The sequence below is a fragment of the Tenacibaculum sp. E3R01 genome (genome assembly GCF_003318185.1).
Taxonomy (GTDB): Bacteria; Bacteroidota; Bacteroidia; order Flavobacteriales; family Flavobacteriaceae; genus Polaribacter; species Polaribacter halocynthiae.
The window spans coordinates 800,292-818,178 of record NZ_QOCC01000019.1 but is presented as its reverse complement, the minus strand read 5'-3'; the positions used below and the strand labels follow the sequence as shown (position 1 = coordinate 818,178).

Genomic DNA, 17,887 nt, shown 5'->3' with positions numbered 1-17,887 from the left:
AACTTTTAATTTAAATTTTTAATAATGAAACACTTAAAATTAGCTGTGATGGCTTTGTTTACGTTCGCAACAATTGGAACGGCAAGCGCACAGGATTCAGACAATCCATGGGTAGTTGGATTCGGAGTTAACGCTGTTGACTTTAGAATACCTTCAGAATTTAGCGATTATGCTAAAGATTACATCGGTACTAGTGACTGGAATATCTTACCTTCAGTTTCAAGAATTTCTGTTGACAGATACTTAAACGATGGATTCACATTACAATTAGCTGGTTCTTTAAACAAAATTGAAACATTTAGTCGTGAAAACGATATGGATGAGCTTTATTGGGCTATCGATGCAAGCGTAAAATATGACTTAAACAATTTGTTTGGTGATACTTCATGGTTCGACCCTTATGTATACTTAGGTGGTGGTTATGCTAACTTAGGAGACTTAGGAGAAGGAACTTTAAATGCAGGTGTAGGTTTTAACACTTGGTTTAACGAAAACTTAGGTTTAAACTTCCAATCTGGTGGTAAAAAAGAATTTTCTGACAAAGTTCAGGATCACTTCCAACACTCTATAGGATTAGTTTTCAAATTTGGAGGAAAAGACACTGACGGTGATGGTGTTTATGACAAAGATGATGCATGTCCTGAAGTTGCTGGTTTAAAAGAATTCAACGGATGTCCTGATGCTGATGGCGATGGAATCAAAGATTCTGACGATGCATGTCCTGAAGTTGCTGGTTTAGCTGCTTTAAACGGTTGTCCTGATGCTGATGGTGATGGTATTGCTGATAAAGATGATGCATGTCCTACTAAAGCTGGAACTAAAGCTATGAATGGATGTCCTGATGCTGACGGTGACGGTGTTGCTGACAACACAGATAAATGTCCAAATCAAGCTGGTCCTGCTGCAAACGGTGGTTGTCCTTGGCCTGATACTGACGGAGACGGTGTATTAGACAAAGATGATAAATGTCCTAATGTAAAAGGTGTAGCATCTAACAATGGATGTCCTGAAGTAATCATTAAAGAAGAAGCTGTTAAGAGATTAAATGATTTCGCAAGAGCTATTTACTTTAACTCAGGAAGAACTACATTTAGAGCTGGAGTAAGCGGAAAATTAGATTTAATTGCTGGTATAATGAAAGAATACCCTAAAGCTAACTTTAGTATTCAAGGTCATACTGATAGTCAAGGTAGAGCTGCTAATAACTTAAAGTTATCTGAAAGAAGAGCTAAGGCTGTTTTAGATTACTTAATCAACAAAGCTGGAATCCCTGCTAACAGATTAACTTCTGCTGGTTTTGGAGAAGATTACCCAATTGCTGATAACAAAACAAGAGCTGGTAGAGCTCAAAACAGACGTGTAGAAATTAAATTAGTAAAATAATTTAAACTCATACATAATATAAAAAGGCCTCACTATAAGTGAGGCCTTTTTTTTATGTAGAAAAAATGCGTAAAAATATCTTCAAACATTTTTAAATTCGCTATTAAAAATTTACCTTTGCACCTTGAAAAAATGAGTTAATTCTCACTTAACAAAATAAATAACTTTAATTACATATAAGTAATGTCTACAATAACAGGTAAAGTTTCTCAAATAATTGGTCCAGTTATCGATGTTGAGTTTAATACAGAAAATGCTGAATTACCAAAAATTTATGATTCATTAGAAATTAAAAAAACTGATGGTTCAACTTTGGTTTTAGAAGTTCAACAACATATTGGTGAAGATACAGTTCGTACTATTTCTATGGATGCAACTGATGGTTTAAGTAGAGGTGCAGAAGTTGTAGCTACTGGTAACCCTATTCAAATGCCAATAGGTAATGACATTTATGGTCGTTTATTTAATGTAACAGGTGATGCTATTGATGGTTTAGGTAACTTACCTAAAACAGGTGAAACTGGTTTACCAATACACCGTTTAGCTCCTAAATTTGATGAACTATCTACTTCTACTGAAGTATTATTTACAGGTATTAAAGTAATTGATTTAATTGAGCCTTACGCTAAAGGAGGGAAAATTGGATTATTTGGTGGTGCTGGAGTTGGTAAAACTGTATTAATTCAAGAGTTAATTAACAATATAGCAAAAGGACACGGAGGTTTATCTGTATTTGCTGGTGTTGGTGAAAGAACTCGTGAAGGAAATGATTTATTAAGAGAGATGTTAGAATCTGGAATTATCAAATATGGTGATGATTTTATGCACTCTATGGAAGAAGGTGGATGGGATTTGTCTAAAGTTGACAAACCTGGAATGAGAGACTCTAAAGCAACGTTTGTTTTTGGACAAATGAATGAGCCACCTGGTGCACGTGCACGTGTTGCATTATCAGGATTAACAATCGCTGAGTATTTCCGTGATGGAGCTGGTGAAGCTCAAGGTAAAGATGTATTATTTTTCGTAGATAACATATTCCGTTTTACTCAAGCAGGATCTGAAGTATCAGCCTTACTAGGACGTATGCCTTCTGCCGTAGGTTACCAACCAACCTTAGCTACAGAAATGGGAGCTATGCAAGAACGTATTACTTCTACTAAAAAAGGATCTATTACATCTGTACAAGCAGTTTATGTACCTGCAGATGATTTAACAGATCCAGCACCTGCTACAACATTTGCTCACTTAGATGCTACTACTGTATTATCTCGTAAAATTGCTGAATTAGGTATTTATCCTGCGGTTGACCCGTTAGATTCTACTTCAAGAATTTTAACAGCTGATATATTAGGAGATGAACATTATAATACTGCTCAAAGAGTAAAAGAAATTTTACAACGATATAAAGAATTACAAGATATTATTGCCATCTTAGGTATGGAAGAATTATCTGAAGAAGATAAATTAGTAGTTCACAGAGCACGTCGTGTACAACGTTTCTTATCTCAACCATTTCACGTAGCTGAGCAATTTACAGGTATACCTGGTTGTTTAGTTGATATTAAAGACACTATTAAAGGATTTAATATGATTATGGATGGTGAATTAGACAAGTATCCAGAAGCAGCTTTTAACTTAAGAGGTTCTATTCAAGAAGCAATTGATGCTGGAGAAAAAATGTTAGCAGAAGCGTAAACCAGTTTTAAGTTTTAAGTTTTGAGTTATGTGATAACTAAAGACTAAAACTAAAAGCTAAAAACTTTAAAATTATGTTTTTAGAAATCGTAACTCCAGAAGCTATTTTATTTTCATCGAAAGTAGATTCTGTTACAGTACCTGGTATAGATGGTGAATTTCAAATGCTAAATAACCATGCTCCTATAGTATCTATTTTAGATAGAGGGAGTGTTAAGATCCATGTTCATACGCAAAGTAATTTATCTTTTGATGATTTACATGGTAGCATTGAGAGATTACCTGCCGATAATAAAGTTTTAACTTTAAATATCAAGTCTGGTACGTTAGAAATGAAAGATAATAAAGTAATTATCCTTGCAGATTAATTATTTTTAAATAATAAAAAAAGCCAAACTCAAATTGAGTTTGGCTTTTTTTATTTATAGTAATTACCTCGATTTTATTTATCTTTGTAACCATGAATACAACTTTCTTATTTATTGGTGGTCCTGAGATTTTTATTATACTTTTAATAGTTGTAATGCTTTTTGGAGCTGATAAAATCCCTGAAATAGCTAGAGGGTTAGGAAAAGGTATGCGTCAAATAAAAGATGCTACTAATGATATTAAAAAAGAAATTAATGATAGCGCTAAAAATCAAGGTATAGACACTGATTTTGTTCGTGATATAAACAAAGAAGTTAATGATGTTAAAGATAACATCGATGATTTCACTGGACCAATAAAACGTAAGCTATAACAACTTCTACTTAACTCGAGTTATTGTTAACCCATCTCTTATTGGTAAAAGAACCGTTTCTAAACGTGTATCTTCTTTTAATAACTTATTATACTCTAAAAGTATTTTTGTATCAATATCCTTCGGGTTTAAAGGTTCTACAACCTTACCACTCCATAATACATTATCTGATAATATAACGCCTCCTTTATTCATCTTACCTATTATCAATTCAAAATAATTTAAATAATTTGACTTATCTGCATCAATAAATACTAAATCAAATGTTGAATTTATAGATGGAATAATTTCTATAGCATTTCCTATATATTGCTTAATTTGGTTTTGAAAACCAGATTTTTGAAAATATTTAAACTGTAATTCTTCTAACTCCTCATTCTTATCAATAGTATGTAGAACTCCATCTTCACTTAACCCTTCAGCTAAACATAAAGCTGAATACCCAGTATAAGTTCCTATTTCTAAAATTGACTTTGGTTTGATTAATTTTGAAATCATTGACAAAACTCTACCTTGAAAAGCACCACTTAACATTCTAGGATTCAAAACCTTTTGCCATGTTTCTCTATTTAATTCTTTTAACAATTCAGGTTCATTTTGAGAATGCTTAACAGCATAATCGTCAATTAAATCAGGTAAAAAATTCATATTTATTGTGCTTAGAATGACAAAATTAAAAAAACGGAATTTATCTTTACAACAAATTCCGTTTCAATCTAACAAAAAATCAAAAATTGGTTTTTATAAAAAACCAAAAAAAATTAACTTATCTCTTTTATCTTTTGTTTTAAAGCAACCTTTGCTTCATCAGATAAAGAGAATTTTTTCGCTTTACATTCAGCAGCATTTCTCTTATATACTCTTGTCAAAATATTATTTTGTTTAGAGTAAAGCTTACAAATTTTACATATCAAAACATGTAGGTTAAGCTGAATCTTTTCAAATAAAGAAGCTTCACCGTATTGTGCCTTATCACAGATAGCAGTAGCCTCATCACAAGTTATTTTAAACTTTTTAAACATAAAATTAATTATTAAACCAGTTCTTTTCCATACAATTTCTTAGTTGGGTTCGTGCTCTATGAATAATAACCCATAGATTCGACGGCGTAATATCTAGTTCCTTACAAATTTCTTCAGTTTCAAATTCTTGAATTGTTTTCATTCTAAAAACCATCGCATATTTTTCAGGCAAACTATCAATACATTTATCTATTTGAGTTTTAAGCTCATTATTTTCAATTGTATGATCTGCTTCATTTCTCCATGACTGGGGAACACGTTCTTCAATCCAACTACCTTCATTTTCTCCTCCCTCATAAAAATTCATTCTTACCTCTGCCTTCCCTTTTTTTGAGTTGATTTTTCGATAATAATCAATGACTTTTCGTTTCAAAATAGAAACAAGCCAAGTTCTTTCTGTAGATTTACCTTCAAAATTCTTTGCTGATTTTAAACCAGCAAAAAAAGTTTCTTGAACTAAATCTTTTGCTATTGCTTCATTGTTGACACGAACTACTGCAAAATTATATAAATAATCTGCATACGCATCAACCCATTTATCAGGGGATAATGTATTGTTGTTTTCCTTCGGGTTCATTAGGTCAAATATACATTATTTTTTATTTAAAGAAGTACTATAAATTCTACTTAAACCATTTGGTAAACTATTAATATTATCTATAATTTCTTTCAAACTTTTTTTACTCTTCATTTTCTTAGGAACACTACTCCTACTTGATGTAAAGTATAAAATATTAGTATCAACATCTATGAATGGGCAATAATCTAAGTCTTTTGAATTTATTCTGCCTCCAAGATTTTTAGCAGGCAACCAATTACCTTTTCCATCTTTATAGCTTAAATACAAATCACCTCTACCCAAATCGTCTTTTCTTCCGTAAGAAGTAAAAACAATAAACTTTTCATCAGGAGAAACATAAGCATTAAACTCATATTTTTCAGTATTAATTGCTGAACTCAACGCTACAGGCTTAGTATATTTATTATTTATGAATCTACTTACATAAATATCTTCTTTTCCTTTTGAGTCTGAATATTCTGCTGTAAAAAACAAATCTCCGTTATTAGTTACAGATGGATAAAATTCATTTTTATTAGTATTAATTGTTAACCCTACATTAATTGGGTCAGACCATTCGTCATTTAATGTACTTCTTTTCACGTACCATATATCAATATCATTTTTAACATCAGTTGAAGTAACATTTCTATTAGAAGCAAAAAACAACTTGAGTCCGTCAGGAGATAGAAAAGGCTCTAGATCTTTAAACACACCAGAAAAACTAACTACTTTCGGCTTGCTCCATGTATTACCTAACCTTTTAATATAAGCAATAAAAGAATATTCCTTTCGATAACTTTCAATGCTAAAATAAATCTCGTTTTTATCTCTACTCATTGAAAAATCACGGACATTTGGCAAGCTTTTAAAAATTTCTGGAGAGAAAAGATTAACTTCTTGTGAAAAACAATTATGGGTTAACAGAAAAAATAAGATCAATTTTTTCATTCTTATTTTTTTAAAGCTTTACAATTACTTCTCCTTCTCATATCAACTAAATAAATAATTTCCCATTTTCCATTGTTATTAAAAAGCTGAAAAGAATTTGCTCCACAATGACTAAACTTACCGTTGTAATAAAACTCATAAGGTGTCCAAACAGATGCTAAGTTACCATCCACTTTAATAGTATATGATAATAATTTTTCAAAATAAATATCAGAAACTTTTTTACTTGCTATAGTTCTTAAGAGTTGATTTTTAGTTTCTGTTTTTAGTATTTTTTTTCCTTCTTTATTAACTGAAGTTGTTTGAATTTTTATGGAAGTATGTAATGTTGATTTTATAACTGTGCTATCACCGTTGTGTAAACCTTTAAAAAAGGTGTTAATAGTTTCTTTTATTTCTTTTTCTTCCAATGAAGTTTGACCATATACTACCGTAGTAACTACAAAAAAAACAAGAATAGTAATTATTTTATGCATATAAAACCTGTTTGAAAGTTTAAAACTATTAAAAATTAAGCATAGAAAAATATAATTAACAGAAGATTAACGAGATAGTAATCTATTGAAAAATGCCTATTTTTACCAGACTAAACATAAAAACAATGTCTACAGCAAAAAAACAATATAAAAGAGTTACCGTAAAATCGTTGATTGAAATGAAAGCAAACAACGAAAAAATATCCATGTTAACTGCTTACGACTATACAATGGCTAAAATTGTAGATGGTGCTGGAATTGATGTCATTTTAGTTGGTGATTCTGCATCCAATGTTATGGCTGGTCATGAAACTACTTTACCTATTACACTTGATCAAATGATTTATCATGCAAGTTCTGTAATACGAGCAATTGAAAGATGTTTAGTCATCGTAGATTTACCTTTTGGAACGTACCAAGGAAATTCAAAAAATGCTTTAGATTCTGCAATTAGAATTATGAAAGAATCAGGTGGGCATGCAGTGAAACTTGAAGGAGGAAGTGAAATTTCTGAATCTATATCACGAATTTTAACTGCTGGAATACCAGTTATGGGGCACTTAGGTTTAACCCCTCAATCAATATATAAATTTGGTACTTACACTGTAAGAGCTAAAGAAGAAGAAGAAGCTAGAAAATTAAAAGAAGATGCTAAACTTCTAGAACAACTAGGTTGTTTTGCTTTAGTTTTAGAAAAAGTACCTGCTAAATTAGCAGAAGAAGTTGCAAAAAGCTTAACAATTCCTGTAATAGGAATAGGAGCTGGAGGTGGTGTAGACGGTCAAGTATTAGTTACACATGATATGATTGGAATGACTCACGAGTTTAGCCCAAGATTTCTACGTAGATACCTAGATTTATATGCTGAAATGACAGATGCATTTCAACAATATATTACTGATGTAAAATCACAAGATTTTCCTAGTGACAAAGAACAATATTAGTTTAAATAATTCATGAAAATATTACATTTAGACACTAATCACCCACTTTTAATAAATCAATTAAATAACTTTGGTTTTATTAATGATGAAGATTATGATTCTTCGAAGCATGAAATAGAGTCTAAAATCTCAACATATGATGGGATTATTATTCGAAGTAGATTTAGTATAGATAAACAATTTTTAGACAAGGCTTCTAACTTAAAATTTATTGGGCGAGTTGGTGCTGGATTAGAAAATATTGACTGTGAATATGCTTTAACTAAAGGAGTTCATTTAATATCAGCTCCTGAAGGTAATAGAAATGCTGTTGGTGAACATTCTTTAGGAATGCTTCTTTCCTTATTCAATAAACTAAATAAAGCTGATAAAGAAGTTAGAAAAGGAAAATGGCTTCGTGAAGATAATAGAGGAATTGAATTAGATGGTAAAACAGTAGGTCTTATTGGTTATGGAAACATGGGAAAAGCTTTTGCAAAAAAACTTCGTGGATTTGATGTAAAGGTTCTGTGTTATGACATTAAAGATAATGTTGGTGATGGAAACTGCAAACAAGTATCTTTACAAAAACTACAAGAAGAAGTTGATGTATTAAGTTTGCACACTCCACAAACTGACCTTACTATTAATATGATTAATACAGAATTTATTAACCAATTTAAAAAAAACTTTTGGTTGATAAATACTGCCAGAGGGAAATCTGTAGTTACCTCCGACTTGGTTGATTCATTGAAATCTGGAAAAATTCTAGGTGCAGGTTTAGACGTTTTAGAATATGAAAAAAAATCATTTGAAAATTTATTTACCGATTCTCTTATGCCTGATGCTTTTCAGTATTTAATAAAATCAAATCAGGTTATTTTATCACCCCATGTGGCTGGATGGACTATTGAGAGTAAAGAGAAATTAGCACAAACCATCGTAAATAAAATCAAAGAAAAATTTTAGTAACTTGTAGCTTCAAATTCATAAAATATGAAATACGAAGCTACATCTCCTGACGACTATATATCTCAAACTCCTGAAGATAGGCAAGAAGCTTTAAAAAAACTACGAAATATAATCTCCAGAAATCTTCCAAAAGGATTTGAAGAAGGTATGCAATATGGTATGATAGGTTATTTTGTGCCACTATCAACATACCCTAATGGATACCACTGTTCTTCTAGTGAACCATTACCCTTTATGAGTTTTGCTTCTCAAAAGAACTCAATAAATCTTTATCATAGCGGTATATATGCTATTCCTGAACTACACAAATGGTTTATTAACGAGTATCCTAAACATTGTAAACGTAAACTAGACATGGGGAAAAGTTGTATTAGATTTAAAAAAATTGAAGAAATACCCTATGATTTAATTACCGAATTAGTTCAAAAAATTTCAGTTGACGAATGGATTGCTATTTACGAACAAAATATAAAAAACGTAAAAAATGAAAAAAGGTAAAGTAACAGGTATTGGAGGCGTTTTTTTTAAAACAGAAAACCCTAAAGAAACCAAAGATTGGTATAAAAAACATTTAAGTTTTAATACTGATGATTGGGGTTGTACTTTTTGGTGGAAAGATAAAGATGGAAATAAGGCTTCAACACAATGGAGTCCTTTTGATAAGAAAACTGATTATTTTTCTCCATCAAAAAAAGATTTTATGTTTAACTATCGTGTTGAAAATTTAGTAGAATTATTAGAAGAATTAAAACAAGATGGTGTTACAGTTATTGACAAAGTTGAGGAATATGACTATGGTAAGTTCGGTTGGATTATTGATTTAGATGGAAACAAAATTGAACTCTGGGAGCCAATAGACGAAGCTTTTTTATAAATTTAATAAAACATTAATTACAAGATGGAAATAGTTGATCAAAACGGAAACCCTATACCTCAACATCAAAAAGAAAACAAAAGAGTTTTAGCTGGTATACTTGCCATTATACTAGGTGGATTTGGAGTACATAAATTTATATTAGGTTATACTAAAGAAGGAATAACTACCTTATTTCTTACTATAGTTTTAACAATAATATCCTGTGGTATTTTTTCAGGTGTAATGTGGTTAATTACATTTATAGAAGGAATTATTTATTTAACCAAATCAGATGAAGAGTTCTTTGAAATATATCAGCAAAACCGAAAAGAGTGGTTTTAATGTTATTATTTAACCTATGCTAATAAAATAAATCAATACAAAATGTCAGAAGAAAACAAAAAGCCAAGTGAAAATTTAAATGAAAAAAATGACTCTTTTAAAGAAACTATAAATGATGCTTCCGAGAAAGCAAATGAATTTGTTAAAAAAGCAGAGGAAAAAGTTTCTGAATTCCTAGAAAGTGAAAGTGTTAAAAATGTAAAAGATAAAGCTAATGAATTTGCAGAAGAAGCAAAAGAAACATTCGAAAACGTATCAGGAAAAGCTTCAGAAATTGCAGGTGAAGCAAGTGAAAAAATAGTTGATTTTGCTGAAGAGGCTAAAGAGAAAATCACTGAAATATTAGAAGGTGAACAAGCTCAAAAAGTAAAAGAAAAAGCTAGTGAATTTGCTGAAGATGCTAAACAAGCATTTGAAGATGTATCTGAAAAGGCTTCAGAAATAGTTGGTGAAGCAAGTGAACACATAGCGGATTTTGCTGAAGAGGCTGAAGAAGAAATTAAGGAAGCTACTAAAAAAACGAAAAGTTTTTTTCAACGTTTATTTGGAAAGTAAGCACTTACAAAACATAAAACCTTCATATTAAGATGAAGGTTTTATGTTTTTATTTAGTGTAAGTATTCACAACCTTTATAATGTCTGAAATTAAAATTGTTTCAAAACAATTTAAATATTCTTTAGGATACTCTTTCCCATAAGTTGAAGTAGGTATTAAAGGATATTCTTTCAAATCAGGAAGTATTTGATTCTTTATGGATTGATTAAATGGTGTAAACCCTAAACAAGGGTGGGTAACTCCCCAAATTGTAATTACAGGTATATTATACATAGCAGCAATATGCCCATTCCCAGAATCCATGGAAATCATTACATCTAAATTTGATATAATATTTAATTCTTCTTCAAAAGTTCCTTTTTTCACCATTGAAAAAACAGTAGCATAATCTTTAGCTAAATCTTCTAAAAGTTTTTTTTCAACATCGCCTCCGCCAAATAGCAAAACTTTACAATGATTTTTATCACTAAGTTCTTTAACTAACGATTTAATTTTTTTAATCGGAAATGCTTTTCCTTTATAAGCTGCAAAAGGAGCAATTCCTATAAGTTTTGAATCATTAAATTCTTTTTGAAAATGATAAGGAATTTCTTTTTTAACTAGATTGTAAGTACTACTCAAATTTATTGAAAAACCTAACTTTTTAAAAACATCTGCATACCTTTCATGCATTGTTTTTAATGAGAACAAAATTTTGTTTTCATTTAACTCTGTTAGCTTTTTTTTATCTTTTCTCCCTTTTTTTAATTGCACACATTTTATACCTCTTAACCTAAAAAAAGAAACTAAAATATTTGATCTAATCACATTATGTAAATCGGCAACTACGTCAATATTTAACTTTATTAACTCTTTAAAAAGCTTAAACAACCCTATAATACCTTTATGCTTCCCTTTTAATTCAGGAGTATAAACGGTTACATTATCAAACTCTGTAAAAAAAGGAGTAAAAAAAGCACGAGTTAGAATCGTTATTTTTACTCCTTTATTCTGTTTAATCAAATTTCGTATAACTGGTACAGTCATAGCAACATCTCCCATAGCAGAGAGACGTATAATTAAAATATGCTTATTTTTTAAACTCAATTAAATTTTACTTTTGCGAACGTAAAACAGGGTTTAACTCATCATCATTATACATTTTCATTTGCTTGTATACTTTCATATACTTGTCTCCTTCTTTAATATCATTAAGTAAAGTATCGATAGCCAATGATAAATCAACTCGTTGTTCTAATAAAACATCTAACTTTTTCTGACAATTTTTTTGATGGTTCTCAGAAGCATTCTCTCTTGTAGCTTCCTCATTCATATGGTAAACTTTCAATGCTAAAATTGACAATCTATCAATACCCCAAGCAGGGCTTTCAGTATTTATTGTTGCATTTTTTTTAGATGTAACATTCTTAAATTCTTCTAAAAAATAAGCATCAATATACTCAACCATATCTGTTCTATCCTGGTTTGATGCATCAATTTTTCTTTTTAGCACCAAAGCGTCTACAGGATTAATATTTGGATCTCTAATAATGTCTTCATAATGCCACTGAACAGTATCAATCCAACATTTTCTATAAAGTAAATGAGCAATTAAATCTTCTTCTTTATCATATTTATTTACAAAATCTTGGTAAACATCATCTTTAATATGATAATCATTTATTACTTCTTGAAAAATTTTATTTGCTTTAGCTGTAAACATATTTATTGTAACTTTTTAAAAGATCAAAGGTACTATATAATTATAAATAGAAACTATATTAAAAGCCTTGTTTCTTTTAAGCAAAACGTCTTTCAATAATTTCTAATAACCTGGTTTCATATTCTTCTTTATCAGACCAATTATAGTCAGGCTTCACTAATTTATTTATAAACTTCTTAGCTTCTTTTTCTGTTTTACAAGTATTTAATTGAGAAATAACTCTATTAAAATCATTTTGATTCCCTTCAAAAAGATGTTTAACAAAAGCAATTCTATCATTCAATCCTATTTGAATCGTATTTTGTAAATGATCATTCAACGATTTTTTGGGATCTACTTTTTCAAATAAATTAGCCATTACATCTACAGGTAATGTATCTTGTAATTCTTCCTCTAAAGTTGGGGTTTTTCGTTCTCCAACATCTTTAACATCTTTTTTAGTAGTATCTATATCATTAAACAATAGGTTTTCTATCTCATCAAAAGGTTGTTCAATAATTTCTTCAACAACTTCTTTTTCTGTAGTTTCAGCTTTTACAATTGTTTCTTCTATATTCTTTACCGCTTCTATTTTATTTTCTTCTGCCTCTTTAATATCAGGAACTAATTGATTTTCTTTAACTTCAACACTTACAATATTTTCCTTGTTTTGAGTTACATCCTCAATAATTTCTGGAGTTTTAACCTCATCATTAGCTACAATTACCTTTTTTTCCTCATCTATTAAGTTTACAACAGCATCTTCTTTCTTATCATTTGAAGACTCCAGGTTATCTTCTATAATTTCATTTTCAACTTCTAGTTTTTCTTCCTCTATAAAACTAGCTTTCTTATTACTACTTAATTCTTTTCTTTTGTTCTCAACTCCTTCAATTTTTGCTAATAAATCATCTTTTGTTTCTTCTGCATTTGGAGTTGTATTAATATATTCATCTACATATGCTAAAACTGAAAGTTTTTCATAAACTTCGTATGCTTTTTCCTTTAACAGTAACACATCTTCTTTATTTTTCATTTGTAAAATGCTGTGTGCTAAACTGGTTAAATCTGATGCTAATTTTTTGTGCATAAGTTGTTATGGGTTTTTAAGTTTTGCTCTTAAATTTTAATAAATTTGTTCCTTTGTTCGAAAGTAACACAAATATTAATAAACAGGGCTTAAAATTACAAAATGTTTCTTGAAAATACAGTAAATCATACAGAACAATTTGGGTGGATCGAGGTTATTTGCGGATCAATGTTTTCAGGAAAAACAGAAGAATTGATAAGACGTTTAAAACGAGCTCAATTTGCCAAACAACGTGTAGAGATATTTAAACCATCAGTAGATACACGTTATGATGATGAGGAAGTAGTTTCTCACAATGAAAACAGAATTAGATCTACACCAGTACCGGCATCATCTAACATACGACTTTTAGCAAATAATGTTGATGTAGTTGGCATTGATGAAGCTCAATTTTTTGATGATGAAATAGTAGCCGTATGCAATGATTTAGCTAATAGAGGTGTTAGAGTTATTGTTGCAGGATTAGATATGGATTTTAAAGGAAATCCTTTTGGTCCGATGCCAGCGCTTATGGCAACTGCAGAGTATGTTACAAAGGTGCATGCTGTTTGTACGCGTACTGGTAACTTAGCCCATTACAGCTATAGAAAAACTCAAAATGAAGATTTAGTTTTACTTGGTGAAACCCAAGAATATGAACCTTTAAGTAGAGCTGCATATTATAGAGCTATACAAAACTCTAATAAAGAAAAAGAAATTACAGATGAATAATACTCATGTAACCATTTTAGAAATAGATGCAAATGCAGTTTTGCATAACCTAACTTATTTTAAACAAAAGCTTAAGCCAGAAACAAAAGTTTTAGTAGTTGTTAAAGCTTTTGGTTACGGAAGTGAGTCTGTTGAAATTGCAAAAATTGTAGAAGATAAGGTAGATTATTTTGCTGTAGCATACACAAATGAAGGAATAACTTTAAGAGAAAGCGGAATTAAAAAACCTATTTTAGTATTACATCCTCAAATACAAAACTTAGAGTTAGTAGTTAAATATAACCTAGAACCAAGTCTTTATAACTTTAAAATTTTCGATGCTTTTCTAAGTTTAGCTGACAAGAAGCCTCTTATGAATTATCCGGTACACATTAAGTTTAATACTGGATTGAACAGATTAGGGTTTTGGCATACAGATGTTCCTACTATAATTAGTGAGTTAAAAAAATCTAACAATATTAAAATTCAATCATTTTTTTCTCACTTAGCTGCAAGTGAAGATATTAATGAGCAAGAGTTTACTGTAGGACAAATAAATAATTTTGCATACATCGTAAAGCAACTTTATGATCATTTAGGATATGAACCTATGATTCATATTTTAAATACCTCTGGGATTATCAATTACCCTAAAGCTCAATTCGACATGGTACGCTTAGGAATTGGTTTATATGGTTTTGGAAATAATCCTGAAGAAACAAAACAATTAAAAAACACACATACATTAAAATCAATTATATCTCAAATACATATAATTCAACCAGGAGAAACTGTAGGATATAATAGAGCGTTTGTAGCAAATCAACCTACAAGAAGCGCAACAATCCCTATAGGCCATGCTGATGGTATATCAAGAAAACTTGGTAATAAGAATGGCTTTGTAATAATCAATAATCAGCCCGCACCGATGATTGGGAATGTTTCTATGGATATGATTATGGTTGATGTTACTAAAATTGACTGTAAAGAAGGTGATGAAGTAATTCTATTTAACCATCAACAACACATAGATTACATGGCTCACAAATGTGAAACTATACCTTATGAAATATTAACTGCTATATCTCAAAGGGTTAAAAGATTAGTTAAAAAGTAATTTTTATTCTATTTTAGAGGTCAATTTAACTATTAAAATCAAAAAACAATGGGAATGATCAAAGAGTTCAAGGACTTTGCAATGAAAGGCAATTTAGTCGATATTGCAGTAGGTTTTGTTATGGGTGCTGCTTTTAAACAAGTAGTAACTTCTTTTACAGGAGGTATAGTATCTCCTTTAATCGGTTTAATTTTTAACGCAGATTTTAAAGACTTAAAATATGTTCTTAAAGAGGGAGTTGCCGATGCTACAGGTAAAGTTACTGGTGAAACTGCCATTATGTATGGTGAGTTTTTAACCCATGTAATTGACTTTATTATTGTGGCCTTTGTAATGTTTATGGTAGTAAAAGCTATCAATGCAATGAAGAAAAAAGAAGAGCCTGCACCAGAAGCTCCTAAAGGACCTACCCAAGAAGAATTATTAGTAGAGATTAGAGATTTACTAAAAAAATAATTAAAAAAAACCTTGAGAGTTTCTCAAGGTTTTTTTTACATAAAAGACATTAACATTCTTGATTCTATTTCAGCTTTTAGCTGATCTATTTTTTCATACATCGTTGTCACAAAAACTCTCCTATCAACTTCTTCTGAATCACCTGAAATTTTCTTTGCAAACTGCATTTGTTTTTTTAGATGTATATCTATTTCATTACAAATACTTTCATTTTCAATTTTCATATGTGAAAGTGAGCTATAAGGTACCAATACACTCTTTCTACCTTCTGTTTTAAAAAAAATAGTATGATTTAAATTCAAAAGTTTGCTATAATATAAATTAAACTTTTTTTCTTTATTGGAATTTAAAAAACCTTGTGCGGCGGCTTTCTCTATTCCTTTTATCATAAGAGTTATTTCATCACACAAAAGTAACGCCTCGTCTTTTTCTATTAGTTTTATTTTAAAAAAATAAAATATTTGATACAAAGAACTATTAATTGTTGTGTCCTCCCATATATCTGTTATGTTTGCTTTTTCAAAATTGCTTCTAAACTTATTAACTTCTTCTATAATTAAAGAACTTGGTTTAAAATTTTTAAACTCTGTTTTATTATTAGCATCGCTATATAAAAAGTTCAAATGAACGTAAATTCTAAATTTCCAATATAAATTATTAGTTTTAAAATGATATAAAGGAATATCTTTCGCAGAATAAATTATAGTAGTATCATGATTTTTAGTAAAAGACTGAGTGTAACAAGAATATTCTTTATAAAATTTAATTAAACTTTCAAAAGTATTATCATAACTTCTTTTATCTATAAACAAAGAATTATCAGATTGTAAATTATAAAGTTCATTCAAAGATATTTTATAATGTTTTGCTAACGCAACAGTTTCTTCAAGAGTTAAAGATGTTCTCCCCTTAATTCTTCTATAAGACGCATCGTAACTTATATCTAAAACATCTGCAATTTCCTCAGTAAACAATACATTTTGAGGTAATTTCTTTCTTATAATACTAAAAAGTTTGTTTTTTTCTATACTCATAATGTTCACCAAATAAGACGCATTCAACTCAAAAAGTGCAAAAAACAAAATGACATTTTGTATTTTCCACAACTATACTTTCCTTAAAACTTACTTTCTTTGTTTTGGGACTATAAGTTAGATGAACCGTGGGGGGACATCTATTTTCTACATTAAAACAAAGTCTTCTCTATTTTTCATAGGGAAGACTTTTATTTATTACAATATATAAAAAAAATTATAAATGCTTGCCTTTATTCCAGCCATGCTTACCTAAATACTGTTCTCCACTTTCAACAGCTCCATCTTCAATACTTGTTCCCATAGAGTCATTCCACCTATTTAAGTATCCAAATAAAGAGATAACTCCTAGCATTTCTACAATTTCTCCTTCATTCCAATATTTATATAGATTCTCTTTTATTTTCTCATCAACCATATTTGGCACTAAACTAGCTGCTAATGAAAAATCTAAAGCTGCTCTTTCTCCTTCATTAAATGCAGGGTGCGTTTTGTATTCCCAAATATTATCTAATTGCTCTTGTTCAGCTCCATAACGCTCAGCTGCTCTTATTGCATGTGCTTGACAATATCTACAACCAGTTGCATTACTTGAAACCCAAGCTATCATTCTTTTAAGTGCTGATGTAACTCTTCCTTCGTTAGCCATTACTGCTTTATTTAAATTAATAAAAGCTTTTGAAATAGCTGGTCTATGTTGCATTGTTAAAACTGAATTAGGGCAAAAACCTAATGTTTCATTAAAAAATTCAGCTAGTTTTTTTGTGTCTGCATCATGATTTGCAGATAAAGGTGTTACTAATGGCATTGTTGATTGTTTTAATTTTTATTAATCTTTTTTTGGTGTAAGTTTGTTTTAGGAATCAAAAAATTGATCACAAACTTACTTAAGTAACAAAAATAGATAAATTATGGCACAACACACAGTAACCACCATTTGGAAAGAAAACATGCAGTTTGAAACCGACAACCCTAGTGGACATAAGGTTTTAATTGATACATCTAAAGATAACGGAGGTAACAATTCTGGTTTAGCTCCTAAAGCAATGATGCTATCTTCACTTGCTGGATGTTCAGGTTTAGATGTGGTTTCTTTATTAAAAAAGATGAGAATAATTGTTGATGATTTTAAAATGGATGCTACTGGAGAACTTACTGAGGAACACCCAAAATATTACCATACTGTTACATTAAACTATCATTTTACTGGTACTAACTTAGATGAAGATAAAATTACTAAAGCGGTTAATTTATCTGTTGAAAAATATTGCGGGGTAATGGAAATGTTTAGAAAATTCGCTAAAATTAATATATCTATTCATTTTCATAAAAAATAAAACAA

24 protein-coding genes are annotated in these 17,887 nt (G+C 30.0%); 14 read left to right on the top strand and 10 right to left on the bottom strand.

Annotation, left to right across the window (positions count from 1 at the left end):
* Positions 1-24 precede the first annotated feature (24 nt).
* The 4 genes from DS884_RS08835 to DS884_RS08820 all read left to right on the top strand — a co-directional run bounded on the left by DS884_RS08835 (position 25) and on the right by DS884_RS08820 (position 3,820).
* A complete protein-coding gene (locus tag DS884_RS08835; RefSeq protein WP_113786492.1) occupies positions 25-1,383 on the top strand; it encodes an OmpA family protein in 1,359 nt (452 codons plus the stop codon).
* A 183-nt stretch (positions 1,384-1,566) separates the two neighbouring features.
* Entirely contained in the window at positions 1,567-3,078 is a 1,512-nt protein-coding gene (gene atpD, locus DS884_RS08830) for a F0F1 ATP synthase subunit beta (protein WP_113786491.1), read from the top strand.
* Positions 3,079-3,152: 74 nt separating this feature from the next.
* Positions 3,153-3,446 carry a FoF1 ATP synthase subunit delta/epsilon gene (locus DS884_RS08825; protein WP_113786490.1) on the top strand — a complete coding sequence of 98 codons (294 nt, stop codon included), beginning with the start codon at positions 3,153-3,155 and terminating at the stop codon, positions 3,444-3,446.
* Between the two features lie 92 nt (positions 3,447-3,538).
* On the top strand, positions 3,539-3,820 hold the full coding sequence (locus tag DS884_RS08820; protein WP_093869235.1) for a twin-arginine translocase TatA/TatE family subunit: 282 nt from the start codon (positions 3,539-3,541) through the stop codon (positions 3,818-3,820).
* Positions 3,821-3,826: 6 nt separating this feature from the next.
* On the opposite strand, the gene DS884_RS08815 is transcribed toward DS884_RS08820, so the two are convergent.
* The 5 genes from DS884_RS08815 to DS884_RS08795 form a co-directional block, all read right to left on the bottom strand.
* Entirely contained in the window at positions 3,827-4,468 is a 642-nt protein-coding gene (locus tag DS884_RS08815) for an O-methyltransferase (protein ID WP_113786489.1), read from the bottom strand.
* 113 nt (positions 4,469-4,581) lie between these two features.
* On the bottom strand, positions 4,582-4,842 hold the full coding sequence (locus tag DS884_RS08810) for a hypothetical protein (RefSeq protein ID WP_093869237.1): 261 nt from the start codon (positions 4,840-4,842) through the stop codon (positions 4,582-4,584).
* Positions 4,843-4,846: 4 nt separating this feature from the next.
* On the bottom strand, positions 4,847-5,419 hold the full coding sequence (locus tag DS884_RS08805; protein ID WP_093869238.1) for a sigma-70 family RNA polymerase sigma factor: 573 nt from the start codon (positions 5,417-5,419) through the stop codon (positions 4,847-4,849).
* A 15-nt stretch (positions 5,420-5,434) separates the two neighbouring features.
* Positions 5,435-6,352, bottom strand: coding sequence for a TolB family protein (locus tag DS884_RS08800; RefSeq protein WP_093869239.1), 918 nt, complete (start codon positions 6,350-6,352; stop codon positions 5,435-5,437).
* A 2-nt stretch (positions 6,353-6,354) separates the two neighbouring features.
* The gene (locus DS884_RS08795; RefSeq protein ID WP_113786488.1) at positions 6,355-6,828 is read right to left on the bottom strand and encodes a nuclear transport factor 2 family protein; all 474 of its coding nucleotides are present in this window, start codon (positions 6,826-6,828) and stop codon (positions 6,355-6,357) included.
* A gap of 125 nt (positions 6,829-6,953) precedes the next feature.
* Between DS884_RS08795 and panB the strand changes: the two genes are divergently transcribed.
* Genes panB through DS884_RS08765 form a run of 6 tightly spaced genes read left to right on the top strand, consistent with a single transcriptional unit; the run spans position 6,954 to position 10,476 of the window.
* Positions 6,954-7,772: a 3-methyl-2-oxobutanoate hydroxymethyltransferase gene (gene panB / locus DS884_RS08790; protein ID WP_093869241.1), complete on the top strand. Its 819-nt coding sequence runs from the start codon at positions 6,954-6,956 to the stop codon at positions 7,770-7,772.
* 12 nt (positions 7,773-7,784) lie between these two features.
* Positions 7,785-8,720: a 2-hydroxyacid dehydrogenase gene (locus DS884_RS08785; protein ID WP_113786487.1), complete on the top strand. Its 936-nt coding sequence runs from the start codon at positions 7,785-7,787 to the stop codon at positions 8,718-8,720.
* Positions 8,721-8,747: 27 nt separating this feature from the next.
* Entirely contained in the window at positions 8,748-9,221 is a 474-nt protein-coding gene (locus tag DS884_RS08780) for a DUF1801 domain-containing protein (protein WP_113786486.1), read from the top strand.
* The gene (locus tag DS884_RS08775; protein ID WP_093869244.1) at positions 9,208-9,597 is read left to right on the top strand and encodes a VOC family protein; all 390 of its coding nucleotides are present in this window, start codon (positions 9,208-9,210) and stop codon (positions 9,595-9,597) included. The genes DS884_RS08780 and DS884_RS08775 overlap by 14 nt, the downstream gene beginning before the upstream one ends.
* Before the next feature lie 24 nt (positions 9,598-9,621).
* Positions 9,622-9,921 carry a TM2 domain-containing protein gene (locus DS884_RS08770; RefSeq protein ID WP_093869245.1) on the top strand — a complete coding sequence of 100 codons (300 nt, stop codon included), beginning with the start codon at positions 9,622-9,624 and terminating at the stop codon, positions 9,919-9,921.
* A gap of 42 nt (positions 9,922-9,963) precedes the next feature.
* On the top strand, positions 9,964-10,476 hold the full coding sequence (locus tag DS884_RS08765) for a hypothetical protein (protein ID WP_113786485.1): 513 nt from the start codon (positions 9,964-9,966) through the stop codon (positions 10,474-10,476).
* Between the two features lie 49 nt (positions 10,477-10,525).
* Here DS884_RS08765 and DS884_RS08760 read toward each other — a convergent pair whose 3' ends face one another.
* The 3 genes from DS884_RS08760 to DS884_RS08750 form a co-directional block, all read right to left on the bottom strand.
* On the bottom strand, positions 10,526-11,563 hold the full coding sequence (locus DS884_RS08760) for a glycosyltransferase family 9 protein (protein ID WP_233487135.1): 1,038 nt from the start codon (positions 11,561-11,563) through the stop codon (positions 10,526-10,528).
* A 7-nt stretch (positions 11,564-11,570) separates the two neighbouring features.
* The gene (locus DS884_RS08755; protein WP_093869248.1) at positions 11,571-12,179 is read right to left on the bottom strand and encodes a DUF4254 domain-containing protein; all 609 of its coding nucleotides are present in this window, start codon (positions 12,177-12,179) and stop codon (positions 11,571-11,573) included.
* Between the two features lie 76 nt (positions 12,180-12,255).
* Positions 12,256-13,248 carry a hypothetical protein gene (locus tag DS884_RS08750; RefSeq protein WP_113786484.1) on the bottom strand — a complete coding sequence of 331 codons (993 nt, stop codon included), beginning with the start codon at positions 13,246-13,248 and terminating at the stop codon, positions 12,256-12,258.
* 102 nt (positions 13,249-13,350) lie between these two features.
* Here DS884_RS08750 and DS884_RS08745 point away from each other — a divergent pair, with 102 nt between their 5' ends.
* The 3 genes from DS884_RS08745 to mscL are packed head-to-tail and all read left to right on the top strand — an operon-like array spanning position 13,351 to position 15,511.
* Positions 13,351-13,959: a thymidine kinase gene (locus DS884_RS08745; RefSeq protein ID WP_113786483.1), complete on the top strand. Its 609-nt coding sequence runs from the start codon at positions 13,351-13,353 to the stop codon at positions 13,957-13,959.
* Positions 13,952-15,055 (top strand): alanine racemase, encoded by a 1,104-nt coding sequence (alr, locus tag DS884_RS08740; protein WP_093869251.1) that lies wholly within the window; start codon positions 13,952-13,954, stop codon positions 15,053-15,055. Before DS884_RS08745 ends, alr begins: the two co-directional genes overlap by 8 nt.
* Positions 15,056-15,109: 54 nt before the next feature.
* Positions 15,110-15,511: a large-conductance mechanosensitive channel protein MscL gene (gene mscL / locus DS884_RS08735; protein WP_199488197.1), complete on the top strand. Its 402-nt coding sequence runs from the start codon at positions 15,110-15,112 to the stop codon at positions 15,509-15,511.
* A gap of 35 nt (positions 15,512-15,546) precedes the next feature.
* Here mscL and DS884_RS08730 read toward each other — a convergent pair whose 3' ends face one another.
* Both DS884_RS08730 and DS884_RS08725 read right to left on the bottom strand, forming a co-directional pair.
* Positions 15,547-16,545, bottom strand: a complete 999-nt coding sequence (locus tag DS884_RS08730) for a hypothetical protein (protein WP_113786482.1) — start codon at positions 16,543-16,545, stop codon at positions 15,547-15,549.
* A gap of 217 nt (positions 16,546-16,762) precedes the next feature.
* Positions 16,763-17,353: a carboxymuconolactone decarboxylase family protein gene (locus tag DS884_RS08725; RefSeq protein WP_093869255.1), complete on the bottom strand. Its 591-nt coding sequence runs from the start codon at positions 17,351-17,353 to the stop codon at positions 16,763-16,765.
* A 103-nt stretch (positions 17,354-17,456) separates the two neighbouring features.
* Between DS884_RS08725 and DS884_RS08720 the strand changes: the two genes are divergently transcribed.
* Positions 17,457-17,882 (top strand): OsmC family protein, encoded by a 426-nt coding sequence (locus DS884_RS08720; protein WP_093869256.1) that lies wholly within the window; start codon positions 17,457-17,459, stop codon positions 17,880-17,882.
* The last annotated feature ends 5 nt before the right edge of the window (positions 17,883-17,887 follow it).

What these genes read in the sequence shown, in the direction of transcription:
- DS884_RS08835 (WP_113786492.1), top strand. Translation starts at nt 25, where the DNA reads ATGAAACACTTAAAATTAGCTGTGATGGCTTTGTTTACGTTCGCAACA.
- atpD (WP_113786491.1), top strand. Translation starts at nt 1,567, where the DNA reads ATGTCTACAATAACAGGTAAAGTTTCTCAAATAATTGGTCCAGTTATC.
- DS884_RS08825 (WP_113786490.1), top strand. Translation starts at nt 3,153, where the DNA reads ATGTTTTTAGAAATCGTAACTCCAGAAGCTATTTTATTTTCATCGAAA.
- DS884_RS08820 (WP_093869235.1), top strand. Translation starts at nt 3,539, where the DNA reads ATGAATACAACTTTCTTATTTATTGGTGGTCCTGAGATTTTTATTATA.
- DS884_RS08815 (WP_113786489.1), bottom strand. Translation starts at nt 4,468, where the DNA reads ATGAATTTTTTACCTGATTTAATTGACGATTATGCTGTTAAGCATTCT.
- DS884_RS08810 (WP_093869237.1), bottom strand. Translation starts at nt 4,842, where the DNA reads ATGTTTAAAAAGTTTAAAATAACTTGTGATGAGGCTACTGCTATCTGT.
- DS884_RS08805 (WP_093869238.1), bottom strand. Translation starts at nt 5,419, where the DNA reads ATGAACCCGAAGGAAAACAACAATACATTATCCCCTGATAAATGGGTT.
- DS884_RS08800 (WP_093869239.1), bottom strand. Translation starts at nt 6,352, where the DNA reads ATGAAAAAATTGATCTTATTTTTTCTGTTAACCCATAATTGTTTTTCA.
- DS884_RS08795 (WP_113786488.1), bottom strand. Translation starts at nt 6,828, where the DNA reads ATGCATAAAATAATTACTATTCTTGTTTTTTTTGTAGTTACTACGGTA.
- panB (WP_093869241.1), top strand. Translation starts at nt 6,954, where the DNA reads ATGTCTACAGCAAAAAAACAATATAAAAGAGTTACCGTAAAATCGTTG.
- DS884_RS08785 (WP_113786487.1), top strand. Translation starts at nt 7,785, where the DNA reads ATGAAAATATTACATTTAGACACTAATCACCCACTTTTAATAAATCAA.
- DS884_RS08780 (WP_113786486.1), top strand. Translation starts at nt 8,748, where the DNA reads ATGAAATACGAAGCTACATCTCCTGACGACTATATATCTCAAACTCCT.
- DS884_RS08775 (WP_093869244.1), top strand. Translation starts at nt 9,208, where the DNA reads ATGAAAAAAGGTAAAGTAACAGGTATTGGAGGCGTTTTTTTTAAAACA.
- DS884_RS08770 (WP_093869245.1), top strand. Translation starts at nt 9,622, where the DNA reads ATGGAAATAGTTGATCAAAACGGAAACCCTATACCTCAACATCAAAAA.
- DS884_RS08765 (WP_113786485.1), top strand. Translation starts at nt 9,964, where the DNA reads ATGTCAGAAGAAAACAAAAAGCCAAGTGAAAATTTAAATGAAAAAAAT.
- DS884_RS08755 (WP_093869248.1), bottom strand. Translation starts at nt 12,179, where the DNA reads ATGTTTACAGCTAAAGCAAATAAAATTTTTCAAGAAGTAATAAATGAT.
- DS884_RS08750 (WP_113786484.1), bottom strand. Translation starts at nt 13,248, where the DNA reads ATGCACAAAAAATTAGCATCAGATTTAACCAGTTTAGCACACAGCATT.
- DS884_RS08745 (WP_113786483.1), top strand. Translation starts at nt 13,351, where the DNA reads ATGTTTCTTGAAAATACAGTAAATCATACAGAACAATTTGGGTGGATC.
- alr (WP_093869251.1), top strand. Translation starts at nt 13,952, where the DNA reads ATGAATAATACTCATGTAACCATTTTAGAAATAGATGCAAATGCAGTT.
- mscL (WP_199488197.1), top strand. Translation starts at nt 15,110, where the DNA reads ATGATCAAAGAGTTCAAGGACTTTGCAATGAAAGGCAATTTAGTCGAT.
- DS884_RS08730 (WP_113786482.1), bottom strand. Translation starts at nt 16,545, where the DNA reads ATGAGTATAGAAAAAAACAAACTTTTTAGTATTATAAGAAAGAAATTA.
- DS884_RS08725 (WP_093869255.1), bottom strand. Translation starts at nt 17,353, where the DNA reads ATGCCATTAGTAACACCTTTATCTGCAAATCATGATGCAGACACAAAA.
- DS884_RS08720 (WP_093869256.1), top strand. Translation starts at nt 17,457, where the DNA reads ATGGCACAACACACAGTAACCACCATTTGGAAAGAAAACATGCAGTTT.